Annotated in this window: 16 protein-coding genes; 7 read left to right on the forward strand and 9 right to left on the reverse strand. The window is 46.9% G+C overall.

The window, feature by feature from the left end; translation table 11 throughout:
• Positions 1 to 50: 50 nt before the first annotated feature.
• Both tyrA and L1D23_RS16845 read right to left on the reverse strand, forming a co-directional pair.
• Entirely contained in the window at positions 51 to 1,178 is a 1,128-nt protein-coding gene (gene tyrA / locus L1D23_RS16840) for a bifunctional chorismate mutase/prephenate dehydrogenase (RefSeq protein ID WP_239868630.1), read from the reverse strand.
• Between the two features lie 24 nt (positions 1,179 to 1,202).
• A complete protein-coding gene (locus L1D23_RS16845; protein ID WP_239838471.1) occupies positions 1,203 to 2,276 on the reverse strand; it encodes a 3-deoxy-7-phosphoheptulonate synthase in 1,074 nt (357 codons plus the stop codon).
• A 240-nt stretch (positions 2,277 to 2,516) separates the two neighbouring features.
• Here L1D23_RS16845 and L1D23_RS16850 point away from each other — a divergent pair, with 240 nt between their 5' ends.
• Positions 2,517 to 4,190: a sensor histidine kinase gene (locus L1D23_RS16850; RefSeq protein ID WP_239868633.1), complete on the forward strand. Its 1,674-nt coding sequence runs from the start codon at positions 2,517 to 2,519 to the stop codon at positions 4,188 to 4,190.
• A 9-nt stretch (positions 4,191 to 4,199) separates the two neighbouring features.
• The gene (gene btsR / locus L1D23_RS16855) at positions 4,200 to 4,922 is read left to right on the forward strand and encodes a two-component system response regulator BtsR (RefSeq protein ID WP_239838473.1); all 723 of its coding nucleotides are present in this window, start codon (positions 4,200 to 4,202) and stop codon (positions 4,920 to 4,922) included.
• Positions 4,923 to 4,965: 43 nt separating this feature from the next.
• On the opposite strand, the gene nagZ is transcribed toward btsR, so the two are convergent.
• Both nagZ and L1D23_RS16865 read right to left on the reverse strand, forming a co-directional pair.
• Entirely contained in the window at positions 4,966 to 5,949 is a 984-nt protein-coding gene (gene nagZ, locus L1D23_RS16860; RefSeq protein WP_239868637.1) for a beta-N-acetylhexosaminidase, read from the reverse strand.
• A gap of 9 nt (positions 5,950 to 5,958) precedes the next feature.
• On the reverse strand, positions 5,959 to 6,807 hold the full coding sequence (locus L1D23_RS16865; protein WP_239838475.1) for a MurR/RpiR family transcriptional regulator: 849 nt from the start codon (positions 6,805 to 6,807) through the stop codon (positions 5,959 to 5,961).
• A gap of 236 nt (positions 6,808 to 7,043) precedes the next feature.
• On the opposite strand from L1D23_RS16865, the gene L1D23_RS16870 reads away from it, so the two are divergent.
• The 4 genes from L1D23_RS16870 to murQ are packed head-to-tail and all read left to right on the forward strand — an operon-like array spanning position 7,044 to position 11,549.
• Positions 7,044 to 8,636, forward strand: a complete 1,593-nt coding sequence (locus L1D23_RS16870) for a sodium:solute symporter (protein WP_239868642.1) — start codon at positions 7,044 to 7,046, stop codon at positions 8,634 to 8,636.
• A complete protein-coding gene (locus tag L1D23_RS16875) occupies positions 8,633 to 9,511 on the forward strand; it encodes a BadF/BadG/BcrA/BcrD ATPase family protein (RefSeq protein WP_275667347.1) in 879 nt (292 codons plus the stop codon). Before L1D23_RS16870 ends, L1D23_RS16875 begins: the two co-directional genes overlap by 4 nt.
• On the forward strand, positions 9,504 to 10,613 hold the full coding sequence (locus tag L1D23_RS16880; protein ID WP_239868651.1) for an anhydro-N-acetylmuramic acid kinase: 1,110 nt from the start codon (positions 9,504 to 9,506) through the stop codon (positions 10,611 to 10,613). Before L1D23_RS16875 ends, L1D23_RS16880 begins: the two co-directional genes overlap by 8 nt.
• A gap of 12 nt (positions 10,614 to 10,625) precedes the next feature.
• Positions 10,626 to 11,549, forward strand: coding sequence for an N-acetylmuramic acid 6-phosphate etherase (gene murQ / locus L1D23_RS16885; protein ID WP_239868654.1), 924 nt, complete (start codon positions 10,626 to 10,628; stop codon positions 11,547 to 11,549).
• Between the two features lie 52 nt (positions 11,550 to 11,601).
• On the opposite strand, the gene L1D23_RS16890 is transcribed toward murQ, so the two are convergent.
• The gene (locus L1D23_RS16890; protein ID WP_239838480.1) at positions 11,602 to 11,952 is read right to left on the reverse strand and encodes a DUF2799 domain-containing protein; all 351 of its coding nucleotides are present in this window, start codon (positions 11,950 to 11,952) and stop codon (positions 11,602 to 11,604) included.
• A 207-nt stretch (positions 11,953 to 12,159) separates the two neighbouring features.
• Between L1D23_RS16890 and L1D23_RS16895 the strand changes: the two genes are divergently transcribed.
• Entirely contained in the window at positions 12,160 to 13,644 is a 1,485-nt protein-coding gene (locus L1D23_RS16895; protein WP_239868657.1) for a carbon starvation protein A, read from the forward strand.
• A gap of 184 nt (positions 13,645 to 13,828) precedes the next feature.
• Here L1D23_RS16895 and ispH read toward each other — a convergent pair whose 3' ends face one another.
• The 4 genes from ispH to ileS form a co-directional block, all read right to left on the reverse strand.
• On the reverse strand, positions 13,829 to 14,794 hold the full coding sequence (gene ispH / locus L1D23_RS16900; protein ID WP_239868660.1) for a 4-hydroxy-3-methylbut-2-enyl diphosphate reductase: 966 nt from the start codon (positions 14,792 to 14,794) through the stop codon (positions 13,829 to 13,831).
• Positions 14,795 to 14,820: 26 nt separating this feature from the next.
• Complete coding sequence (fkpB, locus tag L1D23_RS16905) at positions 14,821 to 15,252, reverse strand: FKBP-type peptidyl-prolyl cis-trans isomerase (RefSeq protein WP_239838483.1); 432 nt, start codon at positions 15,250 to 15,252, stop codon at positions 14,821 to 14,823.
• A gap of 116 nt (positions 15,253 to 15,368) precedes the next feature.
• On the reverse strand, positions 15,369 to 15,881 hold the full coding sequence (lspA, locus tag L1D23_RS16910; RefSeq protein WP_239838484.1) for a signal peptidase II: 513 nt from the start codon (positions 15,879 to 15,881) through the stop codon (positions 15,369 to 15,371).
• A gap of 76 nt (positions 15,882 to 15,957) precedes the next feature.
• A complete protein-coding gene (gene ileS / locus L1D23_RS16915; RefSeq protein WP_239868663.1) occupies positions 15,958 to 18,804 on the reverse strand; it encodes an isoleucine--tRNA ligase in 2,847 nt (948 codons plus the stop codon).
• Between the last annotated feature and the right edge of the window lie 55 nt (positions 18,805 to 18,859).

Genomic DNA, 18,859 nt, shown 5'->3' on the forward strand with positions numbered 1-18,859 from the left:
AAAAGAGCTGCCTAGGACAGCTCTTACAATATCTGGTTAGGAGTTATAGGTTAGCCACGATGAATGGAATCATTTGCTTGCTTCAGTAGATTCTGGCTTTCATGCATAAACTGCTGCGAGTAGTCACCAAACCACTCACTCACTTTATTGAAGCTCGTAACAAACGCCTGCTTATCCTTACCATCCAGCACTTTTAGAGCTTCGCCAAAGCATTGATGGAAACGTTTGATCATCTCGATATTTTCATCGGAAGAAAGGATAATATCACCGTAAAGGTTAGGATCTTGACCAAACAGTCGACCAACCATCGCCAGCTCTAATCGGTAAATGGGGGAGCTTAACTGTAGCAACTTCTCAATGTTCGGATTTTCACGGCTCAAGTGTAGGCCGTAAGCAAAAGACGTAAAGTGACGCAGAGCCTGAATCAAAGTCATACCATGATCGTGCTCTGAGGCATCAATCTGGCATAAGCTAGCACCCCAAATAGAGAATTGTTTCAGTAGCCACTGGTAATGCTCTTCACCGCGGCCATCACAGTACACAATCACCTGCTTTGCCAAGCTTGGAACATCGGGGCCAAACATTGGGTGAAGACCAACAACCGGCCCTTGGTGGACACTTAACATGCCTTGAAGAGGCTTAGACTTAATAGAAGTTAAGTCACACAAAATACAATCTTTTGGTAGGTTACCCAGCTTTTCAATCACCCCCTGCGTTAGGTGAATCGGGACAGTTACGACAACCAACCCAGCCTCTGCCAACATTTCATCTGCTTTGTCCCAGTCCTGACTACCCAGCACTTTGACATCATAGCCAGACAATTTGAACATACGGCCAAATAGCCCACCTAACTGGCCGTTACCACCCACAATCACCACAGAGCGCAATTCGGGGTTTAAGCACTTAAAACCAGAATCTTTTTCACTAGCGTACGATTCACGCATGGTGCGACGAAGAATGTCTTCTATCAACTGAGGCGGTACACCTTTCTTCTCCGCTTCTTCACGGCGTGAAGCTAACATGGCCGCTTCACGATCTGGTGCATAAATCGGCAGGCCGTGTTCACTTTTCACTTCACCGACCTTCTCAACCAAAGCCAATCGCTGCGCTAATAAATCCAGAATCTGTTTGTCTACTGCGTCAATTTGATCACGCAATTCATTCAATTCAACGGCCATGATGTTCCTTGTTACTCTTCTCTTTTAACCTTTCAGACGGTCTTCCAAGAATGGGACCAGCTCTGTGTGTGCGTGACGCAATAGTGCCTCAGTTGTATCCCAATTGATACAGGCATCGGTAATAGATACGCCATATTGCATGTCATTGAGAGGAATATCCGACGGCTGGTTACCTTCATTAATATGACTCTCAATCATTAGGCCGATAATTGATTTGTTGCCTTCGCGGATTTGATGGATGACGTCCTCTGCGACCAAAGGCTGGCGGCGAAAATCTTTGCGTGAGTTGGCATGGCTACAATCCACCATCAGAGAGGCATCAAGACCAGCTTTCGCCATATCCTGCTCACACTCAGTCACAGAGACTGAGTCATAGTTAGTTTGCTTTCCACCACGAAGAATCACGTGGCCATTTGGGTTGCCTTGGGTAGTGAGAAGCGCAACTTGGCCTTCACGACTGATACCCATAAAGCGATGACTTGATGACGCAGCCTGCATAGCATTGATGGCTGTTGCCAAGCTACCATCAGTACCGTTCTTGAAGCCGATTGGCATCGAAAGGCCGCTCGCCATTTCGCGGTGAGTCTGAGATTCGGTAGTACGTGCACCAATTGCCGCCCAACTGAATGTATCAGCTAGATACTGAGGACTGATCGGATCCAACGCTTCTGTTGCGAGAGGAATTTCCATTTCAGCAAGCTCGATCAGAAGTTGACGCCCTACATGCAAGCCGTGCTCGATGTCGAAAGTGCCATCGAGATGCGGGTCATTAATTAAGCCTTTCCAGCCCACCGTAGTACGCGGCTTTTCAAAGTAAACACGCATAACAATGTAAAGTTGATCACTGAGCTGTTCAGATAAGGCTTTGAGTCGCTTCGCGTACTCTTTAGCTGCATCAATATCGTGAATTGAACAAGGGCCACAGACCACCAACAAACGGTGATCTTTCTTATGGATGATGTTGGCGATAGTCTGGCGAGACTCTTGAATGAAGCGACGTGCATTATCGCTCAAAGGCAGCTTAGTTTTCAGCTCTTCAGGTGTAATAAGAACTTGTTCTTCGCTAATATTTATATTGCTCAACTCACTTTTTTGCATAACTCAAACCTGTATTTATTTTTTTACACCCAATTAAATGCATCTCTAATGGGCTGCGAATAAACATAAAATAACAGCCTAAAAACAAATTTCAAGGTGTACACATTAAAAAACACACCGTAAATTAAATTTTACATAGTTGTCATTTGAGCTAGTTAGCTGAAAAACTTCGACTCGAGCATATTTTCTTCCACTTATCTTTTCTAAAATAAGCCTATAGCCCAGCATATTATTTCACTCATGGATCTCATTCTTTCCCTACTTCAGCAGATGTGTGTCTACTTAGTCCTTGCTTATATGCTAAGTAAAACCCCCATTTTCCTGCCATTGCTGAGTATCTCTAATCGCCTAACGCACAAACTCAGTGTCTACGTACTGTTTTCCCTGTTTTGTGTCATGGGGACGTACTTTGGTTTGCAGATCAATGATGCGATTGCCAATACCCGAGCGATAGGAGCCGTGATGGGTGGTTTATTTGGTGGGCCTGTAGTTGGGTTCTTTGTCGGGTTAACAGGTGGTTTGCATCGCTACTCACTTGGCGGCTTTACCGACCTTGCTTGTGCTATCTCGACCACCGCAGAAGGTTTGATTGGTGGCTTATTACACACCTATCTGCTCAGGCGGGGCAAAGGTGCCCAACTCTTTAACCCAAGCGTGGTATTTGCAGTCACCTTAGTGGCGGAAATCGCCCAGATGGCGATCATTCTGATCGTCGCTAAACCATTTGATCAGGCATATTCATTAGTCTCTGCGATTGCGGCACCAATGATCATCGCAAACTCAGTCGGCGCAGCGCTGTTTATGAGCATACTGCAAGATCGAAAAACTATCTTTGAAGAGTACTCGGCGACCTTTTCACGCCGAGCATTAAACATTGCTGAGCGTTCGGTCGGTATACTCGCTTCGGGTTTCAATACCCATAATGCCGAGAAGATTGCGCGTATCGTGTATGAGGAAACCAACGTAGGGGCGGTTTCAATCACAGACAATGAGAAGATACTTGCCTTTGTCGGTATCGGCGATGACCATCACAAACCTGAAACCCCTATTTCATCACAAAGCACATTAGACGCCATTGCACGTAATGACATCATTTACCTCGATGGCAAAGACAAACCTTATCAGTGCTCCCTGTCTAAAAACTGCAAACTAGGGTCTGCTCTGATTATTCCTTTGCATGCAGGTGACAAGGTTATTGGCACCATTAAGCTGTACGAGCCTAAACGTAAGCTCTTTTCAACCATTAATATGTCCATGGCTGAAGGCATCGCTCAGTTACTTTCCAGTCAGATCTTGTTTGGTGACTATCAGCAAAAACGTACCTTACTTTCCCAAGCTGAAATAAAGCTGCTCCATGCACAAGTCAACCCACACTTTCTGTTTAACGCACTCAACACGATTAGCGCCGTGATTCGACGCGATCCCCCTAAGGCGAGGGAGTTGATTCAGCATCTGTCACATTTCTTTCGCAGCAACCTCAAACAAAATGTAGAAACGGTTACCCTTAAAGAAGAATTAGCGCACGTTAATGCTTATCTCACCATAGAAAAAGCGCGCTTTACCGACAGGTTAGAAGTAGACGTTGACATTGATTCCACTCTACTGGAGAGAAAACTGCCCACTTTTACTCTTCAACCCTTAGTGGAAAATGCTATCAAACACGGCATTTCAAATCTTCTGGAAGGGGGAAGAATTCGGATTTACAGCCAGAAGTTGCCCCAAGGCTATCGGTTATGCGTTGAAGATAATGCGGGCAGCTACACACCACCTGCGGATCATCAAGGTCTGGGAATGCAGATCGTCGACAAGAGACTGACTAACAAATTTGGCCCGGCTGCATCGATCAGTATCGAAGTGACGCCACACCAACTGACTCGAATGAGCTTCCTCATTCCCGAGAAAAATATCGATTAGGAAACAAACATGCTTTCTGCTTTAGTCATAGATGACGAATTATTTGCTCGAGAAGAGCTGACAGAGCTGCTTGAAGAATCAGGAAAGGTCACCGTCTTGGAGCAGGCAAGTAATGCTATTGAAGGCTTAAAAAAAATCAATCAACTCAAGCCCGATGTAGTGTTTCTTGATATACAGATGCCACAAATCACAGGCATTGAACTACTAGGTATGCTCGATCCAGACACCATGCCGAAAGTTGTGTTTGTCACCGCCTACGATGAGTTCGCTATTCAGGCGTTCGAAGACAACGCATTCGATTACTTGTTAAAGCCCATTGATACTTGTCGATTAGAGAAAACCATTAAACGACTGCTTAGGTCCGTCACTCATAATACTCAACAACAAATCTCTGCTCTCACACCAACCAGCTTAGATCAGGTACCCTGTACCGGACTCAATCGGATTGTCATCATTCCAACTCAAGATGTAGAGTTTGCCTACAGTGATATCGGTGGTGTGCACGTCCAAACAGCAGAGCAGAAAGCCACTTCACAACTAACACTCAAAGTACTGGAAGAGAAAACCCCGTTAGTGCGCTGCCACCGCCAGTTTTTGGTCAACATCAAAGCCATAAAAGAGATCAAATTACTTGAGAATGGGCTAGCAGAAATCATCACAGTCAGTGATCACCCTATCCCCGTTAGCCGTCGTTATTTGAAAAACCTCAAAGAGATGCTTGGCTTCCACTAAAAAGAGCCGCGATTGCGGCTCTTGTTCACTCGTTACTTTCAACTTATCCAATAACGCGTTTCATGGCTTCGGATGCCTGCTTCCACTCGTCACTGCTACGCAGATCAGACAAAGTGAAAGATTGTTTCTTTAATAGCTGACTAGCTTGTGGCGTTTCCATTACAGGCAGGTTATCCAACACTTCAATCTGCGCATCACGCTGATTACACACTAGTACCATATCACAACCCGATGCCAGAGATTGATGCGCACGCTCGGCAGGGCCACCCATCACAGACGCGCCTTCCATCGTCAGGTCATCAGAGAAAATAATGCCATTGAAGCCCAATTGTTTTCTCAGTACATTCTTAAGCCAAAACTCAGAGCCACTGGCAGGCTGGTCGTCATAATGAGGGAACACCACATGCGCAGGCATCATGGCATCCAGCAAGCCAGCCTCGATCTGAGCTTTAAAAATCGCCATATCCTGTTCGAGAATGGTGTCTCGCTGATCATAGGGGGTTTCCAGATGCGAGTCCGCAATCACACCACCATGGCCGGGAAAGTGTTTACCTGTCGTTGCCATGCCCACTGCTTTCATGCCGCGCATGTAGGCATTGCTGTGACGAATGATGGTATCGACGTCTTCACCAAATGAGCGGCTACCAATCGCCTTACACTCATGGCCTTTATCGAGTACCGGAGCAAAGCTTAGATCAATGTCATGAGCAATCAACTCAGCTGCCATCAACCAGCCACCTTGCTCAGCCAACTTTTCACCATCATTGTGTTTAGCGTACGCTTCTGCCGCAGGGATCAGAGAAAAGCCTTCCTTGAAGCGTTGAACTCGCCCTCCCTCCTGATCAACGCCAATCAAGATGGGACGCTTCGCAGCCTGGCGAATCGACTTATTCAGTGCTAATAATTGCTCATTATCGTGGTAATTTCGTGCAAACAGAATCACTCCACCAACCGTTGGATGCTCAAGAATATTTTTATCTTCTGCGCTCAGTTCGCAACCTTCTACATCAAGCCATAAAGGTCCCATAATTATTCCTTACTGTTTTAAAGCCGCTACGGCGGATTTACTTTGTTCAATTAATTGATCCGCGCTCTCTTCCTGCTGAGTCACAGCAATGAAGAGCAGATCGGTCATCAAAAGCTGGCTATCACGCGCGGTAATGGAAGAGCTTCGAATCTGCTCTTCATCTGCGGCGGTCATCAGCTTAATGTCCGCGTATTTGTCCAATGGTGTAGGGGCAAGCTGGCTAATGATAATCACCTTGGCCCCCTTACTACGAGCCAGCTGAGCAATGCTCAAAACTTCTCGACTTCGCCCTGAGTAAGACAGCGCCACCAATACATCGTTTTCACTCAATGCCGCCGCATTTGCCACCTGAATATGCGTATCGTATTCACAATGGACGGCATGACCAATTTTGGTCAGTTTATAGCTCAAGTCCTTTGCCACCAGCGAAGAAGCCCCTACTCCAGCGATTTGAATTTTACCCGCTAGATGCAAATATCCCGCTGCCCGCTGAATGGTTTGTTCATCATTGAGAGCAACGGTTCGGTCGAGCGATTGCTGCTTGCTTGAAAGGAGTTTAGCCATCACCAGCGTCATGTTATCACTACGTGAAATGGTGCCATGAATCGCTTTTTTTGAACTTGGCTGGTACGCCAATTCACTCTCATACAGGCGGACTTTTAAATCGGAAAATCCGCTGTAGCCGATCTTTTGACTGAACTTAACTATCGTCGACTGGCTCACACCAATTGCTCTGGCTAGCTCTGGAGAAGAAAACTGTTTGACCTGTTGAGGGTATTCGAGCAGATAACGGGCGATCTTGTTATCAGCAGGCGACAATTGTGGTAGCAATGCTCGAATTCGGGCTAAACCTTTCATCTTCCCTCTCCTTTTATATGGTTTGCAGTGTACTCAGGGCTGTGAGGCTGGGGAATAGTTATTCCAAGTTAAACCCGTATTTGGAATAGGCTAACGCTTGAACTGAGAACAGGATCATAGAATCAAAGCGGTCATTATTCCACCATAGAATAGATTTAGGAATGAGTTATTCATATCAGCATACTGCTAAAAAACGATAAATAGATTCCCTACATGATTCAAGCTATGGAGCTGCGATGAATTCTTTATTTACCTCTCTAGACTGGTTAGTGTTCGCCTTATATTTTGCGATCATTGCCTACACTGGCTGGCATTTCAGCCGAGTCAAAATCACCTCGACGAAGGACTACTTCCTCGGAGGAAATAGTATGCCTATGTGGGTGGTGGCAGTCTCTGTTCTAGCTACCTCACAATCTGCCGCGACCTTTTTAGGTGGGCCAGATTCCAGCTACCGTGGCGACTTAACTTACCTTGCAACGAACATAGGCGGTATTCTTGGCGCTCTATTTGTGGCTTGGGTGCTGATTCCTCGTTTTTACCAAAACAAAGTCTCAACCGTTTATGAGTTACTCAAAGTTCGTTTTGGTGAAAGAACCAAGCAACGGGCAGGCTTGATGTATCTTGTCGGGCGTGTGTTTGCTTCTGGCTCTCGCCTGTACATGGCCGCTATTGCCGTTTCTATGATCCTGTTTACCAATATTGATCCTGCCAGCGTTATTGCTTCCATCGTGATATTGGTTGTTGTCGGTCTCGCCTACACCTACATGGGGGGGATTCGCTCTGTTATTTGGAGTGATCTTATTCAGCTGATTGTGTACGTTGGTGCTGCTGTGGCTGTCATCATTTACCTGCTTGGACAAATTCCCGCCGATCTTAGTCAGATCATGCAGGTCTTAGAAAATCCAGGGCCGGATCAGGCTTCAAAGCTTACCTTATTCGATTTCAGCCTCGATTTCTCACCTGCTGGTACATTTAGCTTCTGGGCCTGTATTACTGGCTTTGTGCTATTGAACATCGGTGCGTTTGGCCTCGATCAGGATATGACTCAACGTGTGTTAACCTGTAAGAATGCCAAGCAGGGCTCACAGGCCATGATCAATTCGATCATCTTTTCACTGCCAATTGTTCTGATTTTCATGACCATTGGTTTGCTATTGTACGTATTCTATCAACGTCCGGACCTAATGGGAGGAGAAGGGCAAGATGTAGTACAGAACTTCAATGGCGAGAGTGTCACCATCTTCATGTATTACGTTCTTAATGAGATGCCTGCGGGTCTACGTGGCTTAGTCACAGTAGGTGTGGTGGCTGCCGCGCTTTCAACATTAAATTCGGGGTTGAATTCAATGTCTTCTGTCGCCACTCAAGATCTTTACAAACCTTGGAAAGAAGCCCGTGATGGCAAACAAGATGATGCGCACTATGTCAAAGTTGGCCGATTGGGTATGGCAGCCGCAGCCATAGCACTTGGCAGCATGGGGATCCTGTGTTTTTACTGGCAACAATACACAGATATGCCACTACTTGCTTTTGCTCTCAGCGTAATGGTATTTGCCTACACAGGATTACTTGGCGTCTACTTCACCGCTTTGTTTACTGACCGAGGCAGTGAACGTTCCGTTGCCATGGCACTGGTGGCAGGCTTTCTAACCACACTGTTACTTCAAGCTTATGTCTGGGATAACACATTCGGCTTACTGAACCCTGACTGGGTTGGGCTGAGCCTAGCGTTTCCTTACCAGCTGTGTATCGGTACTTTCGTTTCATTTGCGGTCTGCCTATGTGGCAAAGCACAGCCACAAGAGCAACTACAAGCGGCTCGCTTATGATTACGCACTTACTCGCTATAGATGGAGGCGGAACGAAAACCGCCTTACGTCTAACGTCAATAGACCCCCTAATGACGGACCCGATTTTTACTTTGACTCTGGGTCCGTCATCTCTCACACAACAAGGGGAGCAAGCTCATCAGCAACTACATCAAGCGATTGAGGCTTGCTTACAGCAAGTAAAACTGGCGGCCAGTCATGTTTCTATTGTGATTGGTGTCGCTGGGGCAGGTAACGCGAAAGCAAAGCTTGCTCTTGAACAATCATTGCAAATCTACCCTCATTGCGTAGTCACAACAGATGCACATATTTCACTGCTGGGCGTCAATCACGGTCAGGCCGTGAATTGCATTGCCATTGGTACAGGCAGCGTCGCCACACAACTGGATGCCGATGGGCACAGTAAGATGTATGGCGGCTGGGGGTTTCCAATTGGCGATCATGGCGGAGGTGCCTGGCTGGGACAACAAGCCGTTCAAGCACTCATTGAAGCGCTTGAACAAGAAACCTCCCACCCACTCACCGACTATTTGACCCAACACTTAGGTGGCCAACGGGGAGAGGTTTTACAATGGTTAACCACGGCCAATGCTTCACGCTTTGCTCAGCTTGCTCCTGCCGTATTGGACCACGCGCAACAAGGTTGCCCAGTAAGCACAACAATCGTAAACAGAGGCCAACAGCATATTGATAGCCTGGTGGCAAAGTGCTGTGATAATAACAAGCTAGACATCGCTTTTTTAGGCAGTTTGGGCGCATACTATCAACAACATCTCAGCTCCAAATGGTCCTCAAGACTCATCACTCCTAAAGGCGATGCACTTGACGGTGCGACTCTGCTAGCCAGACAACAGGTGGAAAATTACAATGAGTAAAGAACTTTATATTGGCATCATGTCTGGTACCAGTTTGGACGGTATTGATGTCGCTCTAATTGAAGTCATGAATGGACAGATTCAGTTAATCGACAACCAAGATTACCCGATTCCGTCATCAATAAAGCAACAGGTACTCGACATTTGTCTGGGTCAGCAAACTGACCTACAACAAATTGGGGCGCTCGACCATCAGCTAGGCCACTTGTACGCCGAAGCAGTATTGGCTTTGCTTGAAAAAACAGGCCACAGTAAAGAGCAAATTACCGCGATCGGTAATCACGGTCAGACGGTTTTCCATCAGCCAACTGGAGAAACTCCGTTTACCACTCAGCTTGGTGATGCCAATATCATTGCAACACGAACCGGCATTACGACCATTGCGGATTTCAGACGCAAAGATATGGCACTGGGCGGACAAGGGGCGCCGTTGGTTCCCGCTTTCCATCGCGCTTTATTTGAATCAAACGAAGCCAGTACAGTGGTGCTCAACATTGGTGGTATCGCCAATATTTCCGTCCTTCGTCATGACCACCCTGTCATTGGCTACGATACGGGGCCAGGTAACATGCTAATGGATGCTTGGTGTGCGAAACACCGTGGTCACCCGTATGACAAAGACGCATTGTTTGCCCAGCAAGGTAATGTAGATTCAGATTTACTCAGCTCCTTACTCCAGGAGCCATACCTTGCAGCGAAAGCACCAAAAAGCACAGGGCGAGAGTTATTTAACCTACCATGGTTAGAAGCGATTCTCAGTCACCACAACTGCTCAGTTGAGGATGTTCAGCGTACCTTGTGTGAATACACTGCACGAACTATCAGCCATGAAGTCGACAAATACACTCAAGGTGAGCAACCACGGCTATTAGTATGCGGTGGCGGTGCCAACAATCCTTTATTAATGGCACGCCTTAAAGCCTTACTTCCCGGATGGAGTGTGAGTCCAACAGACTCACAAGGTGTCGACAGTCAAAATATGGAAGCGATGGCATTTGCTTGGCTTGCTTATCGCCGTATTCACAACCTGCCAAGCAATTTGCCAGAAGTCACCGGAGCAAGCCAAGAAGCTTCTCTTGGTGTGATGTACTTTGCCGATTAAATAAGGACGATTATGACCAACGATGCACTTATCGCAGCGCTTTCACATCTGGTTTCTGAAGGTCGTAACCCAGACACCATGGATATCGACTTGCTGCCTTCTCTGGAAATCGTTAAAAGAATTAACCAGCAAGATAAACTCGTTCCTCTCGCGGTAGAAAAAGTCCTGCCTGATATTGCTCAGGCTGTCGATAAAATCACTCAAGCCTTTCAATCTGGCGGTCGCTTAGTATACATGGGAGCGGGAACCAGTGGGCGCTTGGGAATTCTTGACGCCTCTGAATGCCCACCGACGTTTGGTGTCTCTGATCAAATGGTGATCGGACTGATTGCTGGTGGCCCAGAAGCGATCCTCAAAGCCAAAGAGGGCGCAGAAGATTCACCGGAACTTGGCGTTGCGGATCTCAAATCTATTGAGTTTAGCGAGAAAGATGTGGTGGTAGGTATTGCGGCCAGCGGGCGTACCCCTTATGTTATTGGCGCACTGGAATACGCTAATGATCTAGGGGCAACAACAGTGGCGTTATCGTGCAATCCAGATTCGGTCATTGCTGAAGTCGCTCAAATCGCCATCAGCCCAGTCGTTGGCCCAGAAGCACTCACTGGCTCAACACGACTGAAGTCAGGTACCGCGCAAAAACTGGTACTCAACATGCTAACAACAGCAAGCATGATTCGTTTGGGTAAAAGTTATGAAAACCTGATGGTGGATGTCAAAGCCACCAATAAAAAGCTGGTTGCCCGCGCAGCGCGAATTGTCATGCAAGCCACAGACTGTGATAAGCAACAAGCCATCACAACACTTGAGCAAACTGATTATGACGTGAAACTCGCCATCTTAATGATTCTCACTGGGCTGGATGTCGACAGCGCAAAACAACAGTTAAGTCGTCAAGAGGGTTTTCTCAGAAAGGCAGTGGAAAACCACAGCAGCTAGAAATCTTACAAGTAAAATAAACAAGGCTTGGCCTCAACCAAGCCTTGTTTCATCAATAATACTTATTAGCGTGCTCATCCCAGCCACGCTTCCACTCCATGCGAAACTTCTGCGCCTCTTCAGTGCCCTCGCACACACCTTCATAATACTGCCCCGTTAAACCAATCTGATACGCAAAGTTAGGATTGCAGTATTCTTGGATTCCTGTCAGGTAGCCCTGATCATAATCCCCTTGTTTAACACTGCCTAAGCTGGCTAGCTCTTTAAAAGAACGCTGAGTGTGACCTCGGACACCATCTTGATAACCAATTTCGTACCAGTCTCCTTCCTCAGCCAATTGTTCTGGGCTTGCCGCACAGGCAACTAACGTAGATACCAACAACAAAAAAATGAGTTTTCTCATTGTTTTTCCTTGTTTTTATTAAAGCTATCTTAATCAAAACACTAAATGACCAACTTTGCCACCGAGATCGGTTAAAAACCGCTTAATGGTGTCAATTACCACTGGCGCCGCCATACGACCACTCAACTCAAATTCGGATGAGTCTTGCTAATCAGAAGCGTAATATCGACGCTGAACTTATTAAATTATCACTAAGGAACGAGTGCTATGTTGTGGTTTCTAACCTGTGTTGCCGCTCTTATAGGCGGATACTTCCTCTACGGGGCTTTTGTTGAAAGAGTCTTCGGCATCAATGAAAAGCGCCAGACACCAGCTCATACCCAAGCGGACGGTGTGGACTACGTCCCTATGTCGACCAAGAAAGTCTATCTCGTTCAGCTTTTGAACATCGCAGGCGTAGGCCCGATTTTTGGTCCAATCATGGGCGCGCTTTACGGCCCAGCGGCCATGCTATGGATTGTCATTGGCTGTATTTTCGCTGGTGCCGTGCACGACTACTTCTCCGGCATGCTGTCGGTACGTAACGGTGGCGCTTCTGTGCCAACAATCACAGGCCGCTATCTAGGCAATGGTGCAAAACACTTTATGAATATCTTTGCCATTGTCCTATTGCTTCTGGTCGGTGTGGTATTCGTTTCAGCACCTGCAGGAATGATCACTAACCTGATCAACGACCAGACTAGCTTGTCTGTCAGCATGACGACCATGGTCATTGCTATTTTTGCTTACTACATCATCGCCACTATCGTTCCTGTCGACAAAATCATCGGTCGCTTTTACCCACTGTTTGGCGCTCTATTGATCTTTATGTCGGTTGGCTTGATGACAGCAGTGGCACTATCTAGCGAGCACACCGTAATGGGTGATTTCCAAGTAACGGATATGTTCACTAACCTCAACCCGAACGACATGCCACTGTGGCCAGCGCTATTTATCACCATCGCATGTGGTGCTATCTCTGGTTTCCACGCTACTCAGTCACCTTTGATGGCTCGTTGTATGGAGAATGAGAAAAACGGTCGATTCGTTTTCTACGGCGCCATGATTGGTGAAGGTGTGATTGCGCTTATCTGGTGTGCGATTGCTCTATCTTTCTTCGGTAACCTTGATGCGCTTTCTGAAGCTGTGAAAAACGGCGGCCCAGGTAACGTAGTATACAGTTCTTCATTTGGCCTGCTTGGTGTATTTGGTGGTGTGATTGCCTTCTTAGGTGTCGTGATTCTACCAATTACATCCGGTGATACTGCGTTCCGCTCTAGCCGTTTGATCTTGGCTGAATACTTCAACATGGAACAGAAAACGCTACGTAACCGCCTACTGATGGCTGTCCCTCTTTTCGTGATTGGTGGCATCCTAACTCAGGTAGACTTTGGTGTTATCTGGCGTTACTTCGGCTTCGCTAACCAGACAACAGCAGTTATGATGCTGTGGACGGCTTCAGCTTACCTACTTCGTCACAACAAGCTGCACTGGATCACTACGATTCCAGCAATCTTTATGACGACTGTCGTGGTGACCTTTATCCTAAACAACAGCACGCTAGGGTTTGGTCTACCAATGAACGTTTCTACCATCGCTGGTATCTTGTTCTCACTCGCGACAACGGCCTACGTCATCAAAAAGTCTAAAGGCAAAGGGGAAACTGACCTAGCAGATGAAGACAAGCCCAAAGTGGCGACGGAAACCGCTTAAGCCTATAGACTGGCATATTGATTAAGGCTCCTAAGGAGCCTTTTCTTTTGTCTGAAAACTGCTTTACAAGTGTCGATGAGCAAAATGCTCACGCTAGCGAAAAATCAGATTAAAACCAACTTTCTGCATTTAAATCGGATGTAAAAAAGGCGACGTAATGTCGCCTTGTTATCCTTCCAAGTCTCTAGTCGACCTGTTTAATCTGTAGCTCTTTTGGTACTTCAAAGAACATGTTTTCTTCACGGCCGAGTACTTCTTCTACCGAACGTGTGCCAACAAGCTCTTTGATGCGTTCCAGAATCTGATTAACCAGCTCTTCTGGCGCTGACGCCCCCGCCGTAACACCCACTTTCACCTTATCGTTAAACCATTCGGGCTCGATATCTTCCGGGCAGTCTGTCAGATACCCTGGAGTGCCCAGCTTTTCAGCCAGCTCTTTGAGACGAGTCGAGTTAGATGAGTTTTTAGAACCGACAACAATCACGACATCCACATCCGTTGCCATTTCACGTACCGCATCCTGACGATTCTGCGTGGCGTAACAGATATCGTCCTTACGTGGCCCTTGAATCTCTGGGAATACGCGACGCAGCTCGGTAATGACATCAGCAGTTTCATCTACAGACAATGTCGTCTGACTGACATAATGAAGATTACTCGGATCTTTGACTTTCTCTTTAAGAGAGACCACATCCGCTGGCGTCTCAACTAGGTACATACCACCCTCTTCGCTGGCATACTGGCCCATTGTACCTTCGACTTCAGGGTGTCCGGCATGGCCAATCAGAACCACTTCCATATGACGGCGGCTTGCACGAGCCACTTCCATATGAACTTTGGTTACCAATGGGCAAGTCGCATCAAAGACCGTCAGATCGCGTTCTTTTGCTTCCTTACGAACCGCCTGAGAGACACCATGAGCAGAAAAGATCACAATATTGTCATCGGGCACTTCATGAAGTTCTTCCACAAAGATAGCGCCTCTTTGTTTCAGCCCCTCGACCACAAATCGGTTGTGCACGACTTCATGACGAACATAAATCGGTGGCTGGTACATTTCTAATGCACGCTCAACAATACTGATCGCGCGATCAACACCAGCACAGAAACCGCGTGGGTTGGCTAAAAGAATTTTCATTTCATTGCTCATAGTGATTATCTTATCGCTTCAGGTCGCTATTCTACTGACAAAATTTCAACTTCAAAAGTCACATCTTGCCCTGCTAGCGGGTGGTTAAAATCAACCGTCACTGAGTCACCGGCAATTTCAGTAATGATTCCAGGGATTTCCATACCATCAGGACCAGAGAAGGCCATGATTGTGCCCACTTCCACTTCCGCATCACCAACAAACTTCGCCCGATCCATATAGTGCACATTGTCTGGATTAGGAGCACCGAAGGCATCTTCCGCTTTCAGTTCAATAGCCTTTTGCTCACCCACTTCAAGTCCCAACAGACACTGCTCAAAATTTTCACTCAAGCTACCATCACCGATGACTAGCTTAGCCGGCTTACCCATGTTGTGTGTACTATCGGCTACCGAACCATCTTTAAGCTTGATAGTAAAATGCAGTGTAACTGCGGATTCCTGGACAATTGTGGTCACAATAGTGTTTCCTTGTTATTGAAGATATCGGCTTCTATTCAATAGAGGCATCGTTATATTAAAAAGCGCTCTCTGAATCAACAGACAGCGCTTAGGGTTATTCGATCATTATCAGCTTACGCTTTTTTTTCAGCGTCTTTTTTACGAAATCCATCAAGAATAATCATTGCAGCGCCAATACAAATGGTACTGTCTGCCAAATTGAACGCTGGCCAGTGGTAGTCACCCCAGAAAAAGTCGAGGTAATCGACAACATAACCGTGTACCACACGATCAAATACATTACCCACCGCACCACCGATGATCATGGCATAAGCCACATTATTCCATTTCTCTTTTGCTGGCAGTTTACTCATCCAGTAAGTCAGCATAGCGGTTACCGCAAACGCGATACCCGTAAACAGCCAACGTTGCCAGCCAGCCTGATCGCTCAGAAAGCTAAATGCAGCACCGTAATTATGTACATAAAGCAGATTAAAGAAAGGCAACACCTCAATGCGGTTCGCCCAGCCATAACCCATGTTATCCATCACAAACAGCTTAATACCGATATCCGCTAGAAAGATAACCAATGCTAGCCACAACCAGCGCACGCCTGATTGCTTCAAAGTGAATGCTTGTTCGCTCATACGATTCCTAAAAGTAACCCCAGTCAGTACTGGGGCTATATTATCTCAATAAAGTTCAACTTCTAGTTGCTATAAATTACGCGAAGCGACGTGTTTCACCTTCGCCATCAACGTTAGACACACAACGACCACAAATCTTCTCGTGACCTTCGATTGTGCCTACGTCTGGAGAGTGGTGCCAACAACGGTCACACTTCTCGTTTTCCGTTGCTTTCACTTCAACAAACAGACCTTCAACATCGGTTGCTTGTGCCGCCTCTGACTTCTCGCTTAGAGGCTTCACAACCGCGGCTGACGTCAGTAACGCAAAGCGTAGCTCATCTTCAAGCTTGCTTAGTTTCGCTGCTAGTGCATCATCAGCATAAAGCGTCACTTCTGCTTGCAGAGAACCACCAATGGTCTTCTCTTTACGAGCATCTTCTAGCAGTTTGTTTACACCGCCACGAACCGCTTGGACTTCAGCCCAAAATTCGTTGTTAAGCTCTTCACCTTCAGCTAGACCAAACAGACCTTCGTACCACTCGCCTGTGAATACAAACTTATCGCGTTCGCCCGGCATCTCGTTCCAGATCTCGTCTGCAGTGAACGACATGATTGGCGCCATCCAACGAACAAGCGCTTCTACGATGTAGTAAAGCGCAGTCTGACAGCTACGTTGAGCGTGGCCGCCACGTTTCGCTGTGTACTGACGATCTTTAATTACGTCTAGGTAGAATGAGCCCATTTCGATAGAACAGAACTGCATTAAACGCTGTGTTACTGCGTGAGTGTTGTACTCACCGTACGCTTTCACGATCTCTTCTTGAGCAGCCAGTGCACGACCTACAGCCCAACGGTCTAGCGCCACCATTTCTTCAGCAGGAACAAGGTCCGTTGCTGGGTTAAAGCCGCTTAGGTTGGCAAGGAAGAAACGCGCAGTGTTACGGATACGACGGTACGCATCTGCAGAGCGTTTTAGGATTTCATCAGAAACCGCCACTTCACCCGTGTAGTCCGTTGAAGCAACCCATAGACGCAGAATGTCAGCACCTAGCTTGTTAGTCACATCTTTGGGCGCAACCACGTTACCGATAGATTTCGACATCTTACGGCCTTGACCGTCAACTACGAAACCGTGAGTAAGCACTTGCTTGTATGGTGCTTCGTCTTTCATCGCGATAGATGAAATGAGTGAAGACTGGAACCAACCACGGTGTTGGTCAGAGCCTTCTAAATATAGGTCTGCCGACGCGCCCTTTTCTTCATTAGGGAAAATGTACTCTTCACGAGCATCAACCACTGAATAGTGAGTCACACCTGAGTCGAACCATACGTCTAGCGTATCCAGTACTTTCTCGTACTTATCCGCTTCTTCACCGAGTAGGTCAGAGATTTCTAGATCCCACCAAGCTTGAATGCCTTTCTCTTCAACTAGCAGAGCTACTTTCTCTACTAATTCGCTTGTATCTGGATGAAGCTCTGCTGTTTCTTTATGAACAAACAGAGCGATTGGCACACCCCAAGTACGTTGACGAGAGATACACCACTCTGGGCGACCTTCAATCATACCTTCAATGCGGCTTTGACCCCACTCAGGCATCCATTCAACACCTTTGATTGACTCAAGTGCTTTTGCACGTAGACCTGCTTGGTCCATAGAGACGAACCATTGTGGCGTTGCACGGAAGATGATTGGCGTTTTGTGTCTCCAACAATGTGGGTAGCTGTGCTCGTAAGCATGGTGATGTAGAAGCGCGCCTTTCTCTTTTAGCGTCTCAACCACTGCATCGTTCGCTTTGAACACATGCTGACCAGCAAATAGCTCAGTATCCGGCAGGTAAACACCGTTTGAACCTACTGGGTTAGCGACTTCTAGGTTGTACTTGTTACCGACCGCAAAGTCTTCTTGACCGTGGCCAGGTGCTGTGTGAACCACACCAGTACCAGAATCCGTTGTTACATGATCGCCAAGGATCGCAGGAACGGAGAAGTCGTAGAATGGGTGATTAAACTGAGATAGCTCAAGATCGCTACCTTTGGCAAAGCCAAGGTTATGGAAGTGCTCGATACCCGCACGATCCATCACGTCTTTAGCGAGTTCAGAAGCAACGATGATTCGCTCTTTAGAATCACCTTCAACTTGGATCAAGACATACTCTAGATCATCACGTAGACAAACTGCGCGGTTTGCTGGCAGTGTCCATGGTGTGGTTGTCCAGATAACGATGGAGATATCGCCTTCACCTTCGTGACCTTCGTTCAATGAGAACTTAGAGAGAAGCGCTGCTTCATCGGCCGCTTTAAAGCGCACGTCGATCGATGGCGATACTTTATCTTTGTACTCGACTTCTGCTTCAGCAAGCGCTGAGCCACAGTCTGTACACCAGTGAACAGGTTTGAAACCTTTCAGTAGGTGACCGTTATCAGCAATTTTACCTAGAGCGCGAATGATGTTTGCTTCGGTAGCAAAATCCATAGTGCGGTAAGGCTTGTCCCACTCACCCATGATACCAAGGCGTTTGAAGCTCTCTTTTTGACCTTCAACCTGGCCCGCTGCGTAATCACGACATTTCTGACGGAACTCAGCCGCGGTCACTTTTTGACCTGGCTTACCCACCTTTTTTTCTACCATTAATTCAATAGGTAGACCGTGGCAGTCCCAGCCAGGAATATAAGGCGCGTCAAAACCTGAAAGTGTTTTGGATTTAATAATAATGTCTTTAAGAATCTTGTTTAGTGCGTGACCAATATGAATGTCACCGTTGGCATATGGAGGGCCATCGTGTAGAACGAAAGATTTTTTGCCTTTCTTCGCTTTACGGATTTCGCCGTAAAGGTCTTCTTTATACCAACGCTTAAGCATTTCTGGCTCGCGGTTCGCCAGATTGCCGCGCATCGGAAACCCTGTTTCAGGAAGGTTCAGGGTATCTTTATACTCACTCATCGATTCTTAATTCCGTTGTGTTGGGCGAATGTTAGACATTATGCCAAGCGGTGGA

Origin of the sequence: Vibrio sp. Isolate24, assembly GCF_022398215.1 — a bacterium.
Lineage (GTDB): Bacteria > Pseudomonadota > Gammaproteobacteria > Enterobacterales > Vibrionaceae > Vibrio > Vibrio coralliilyticus_A.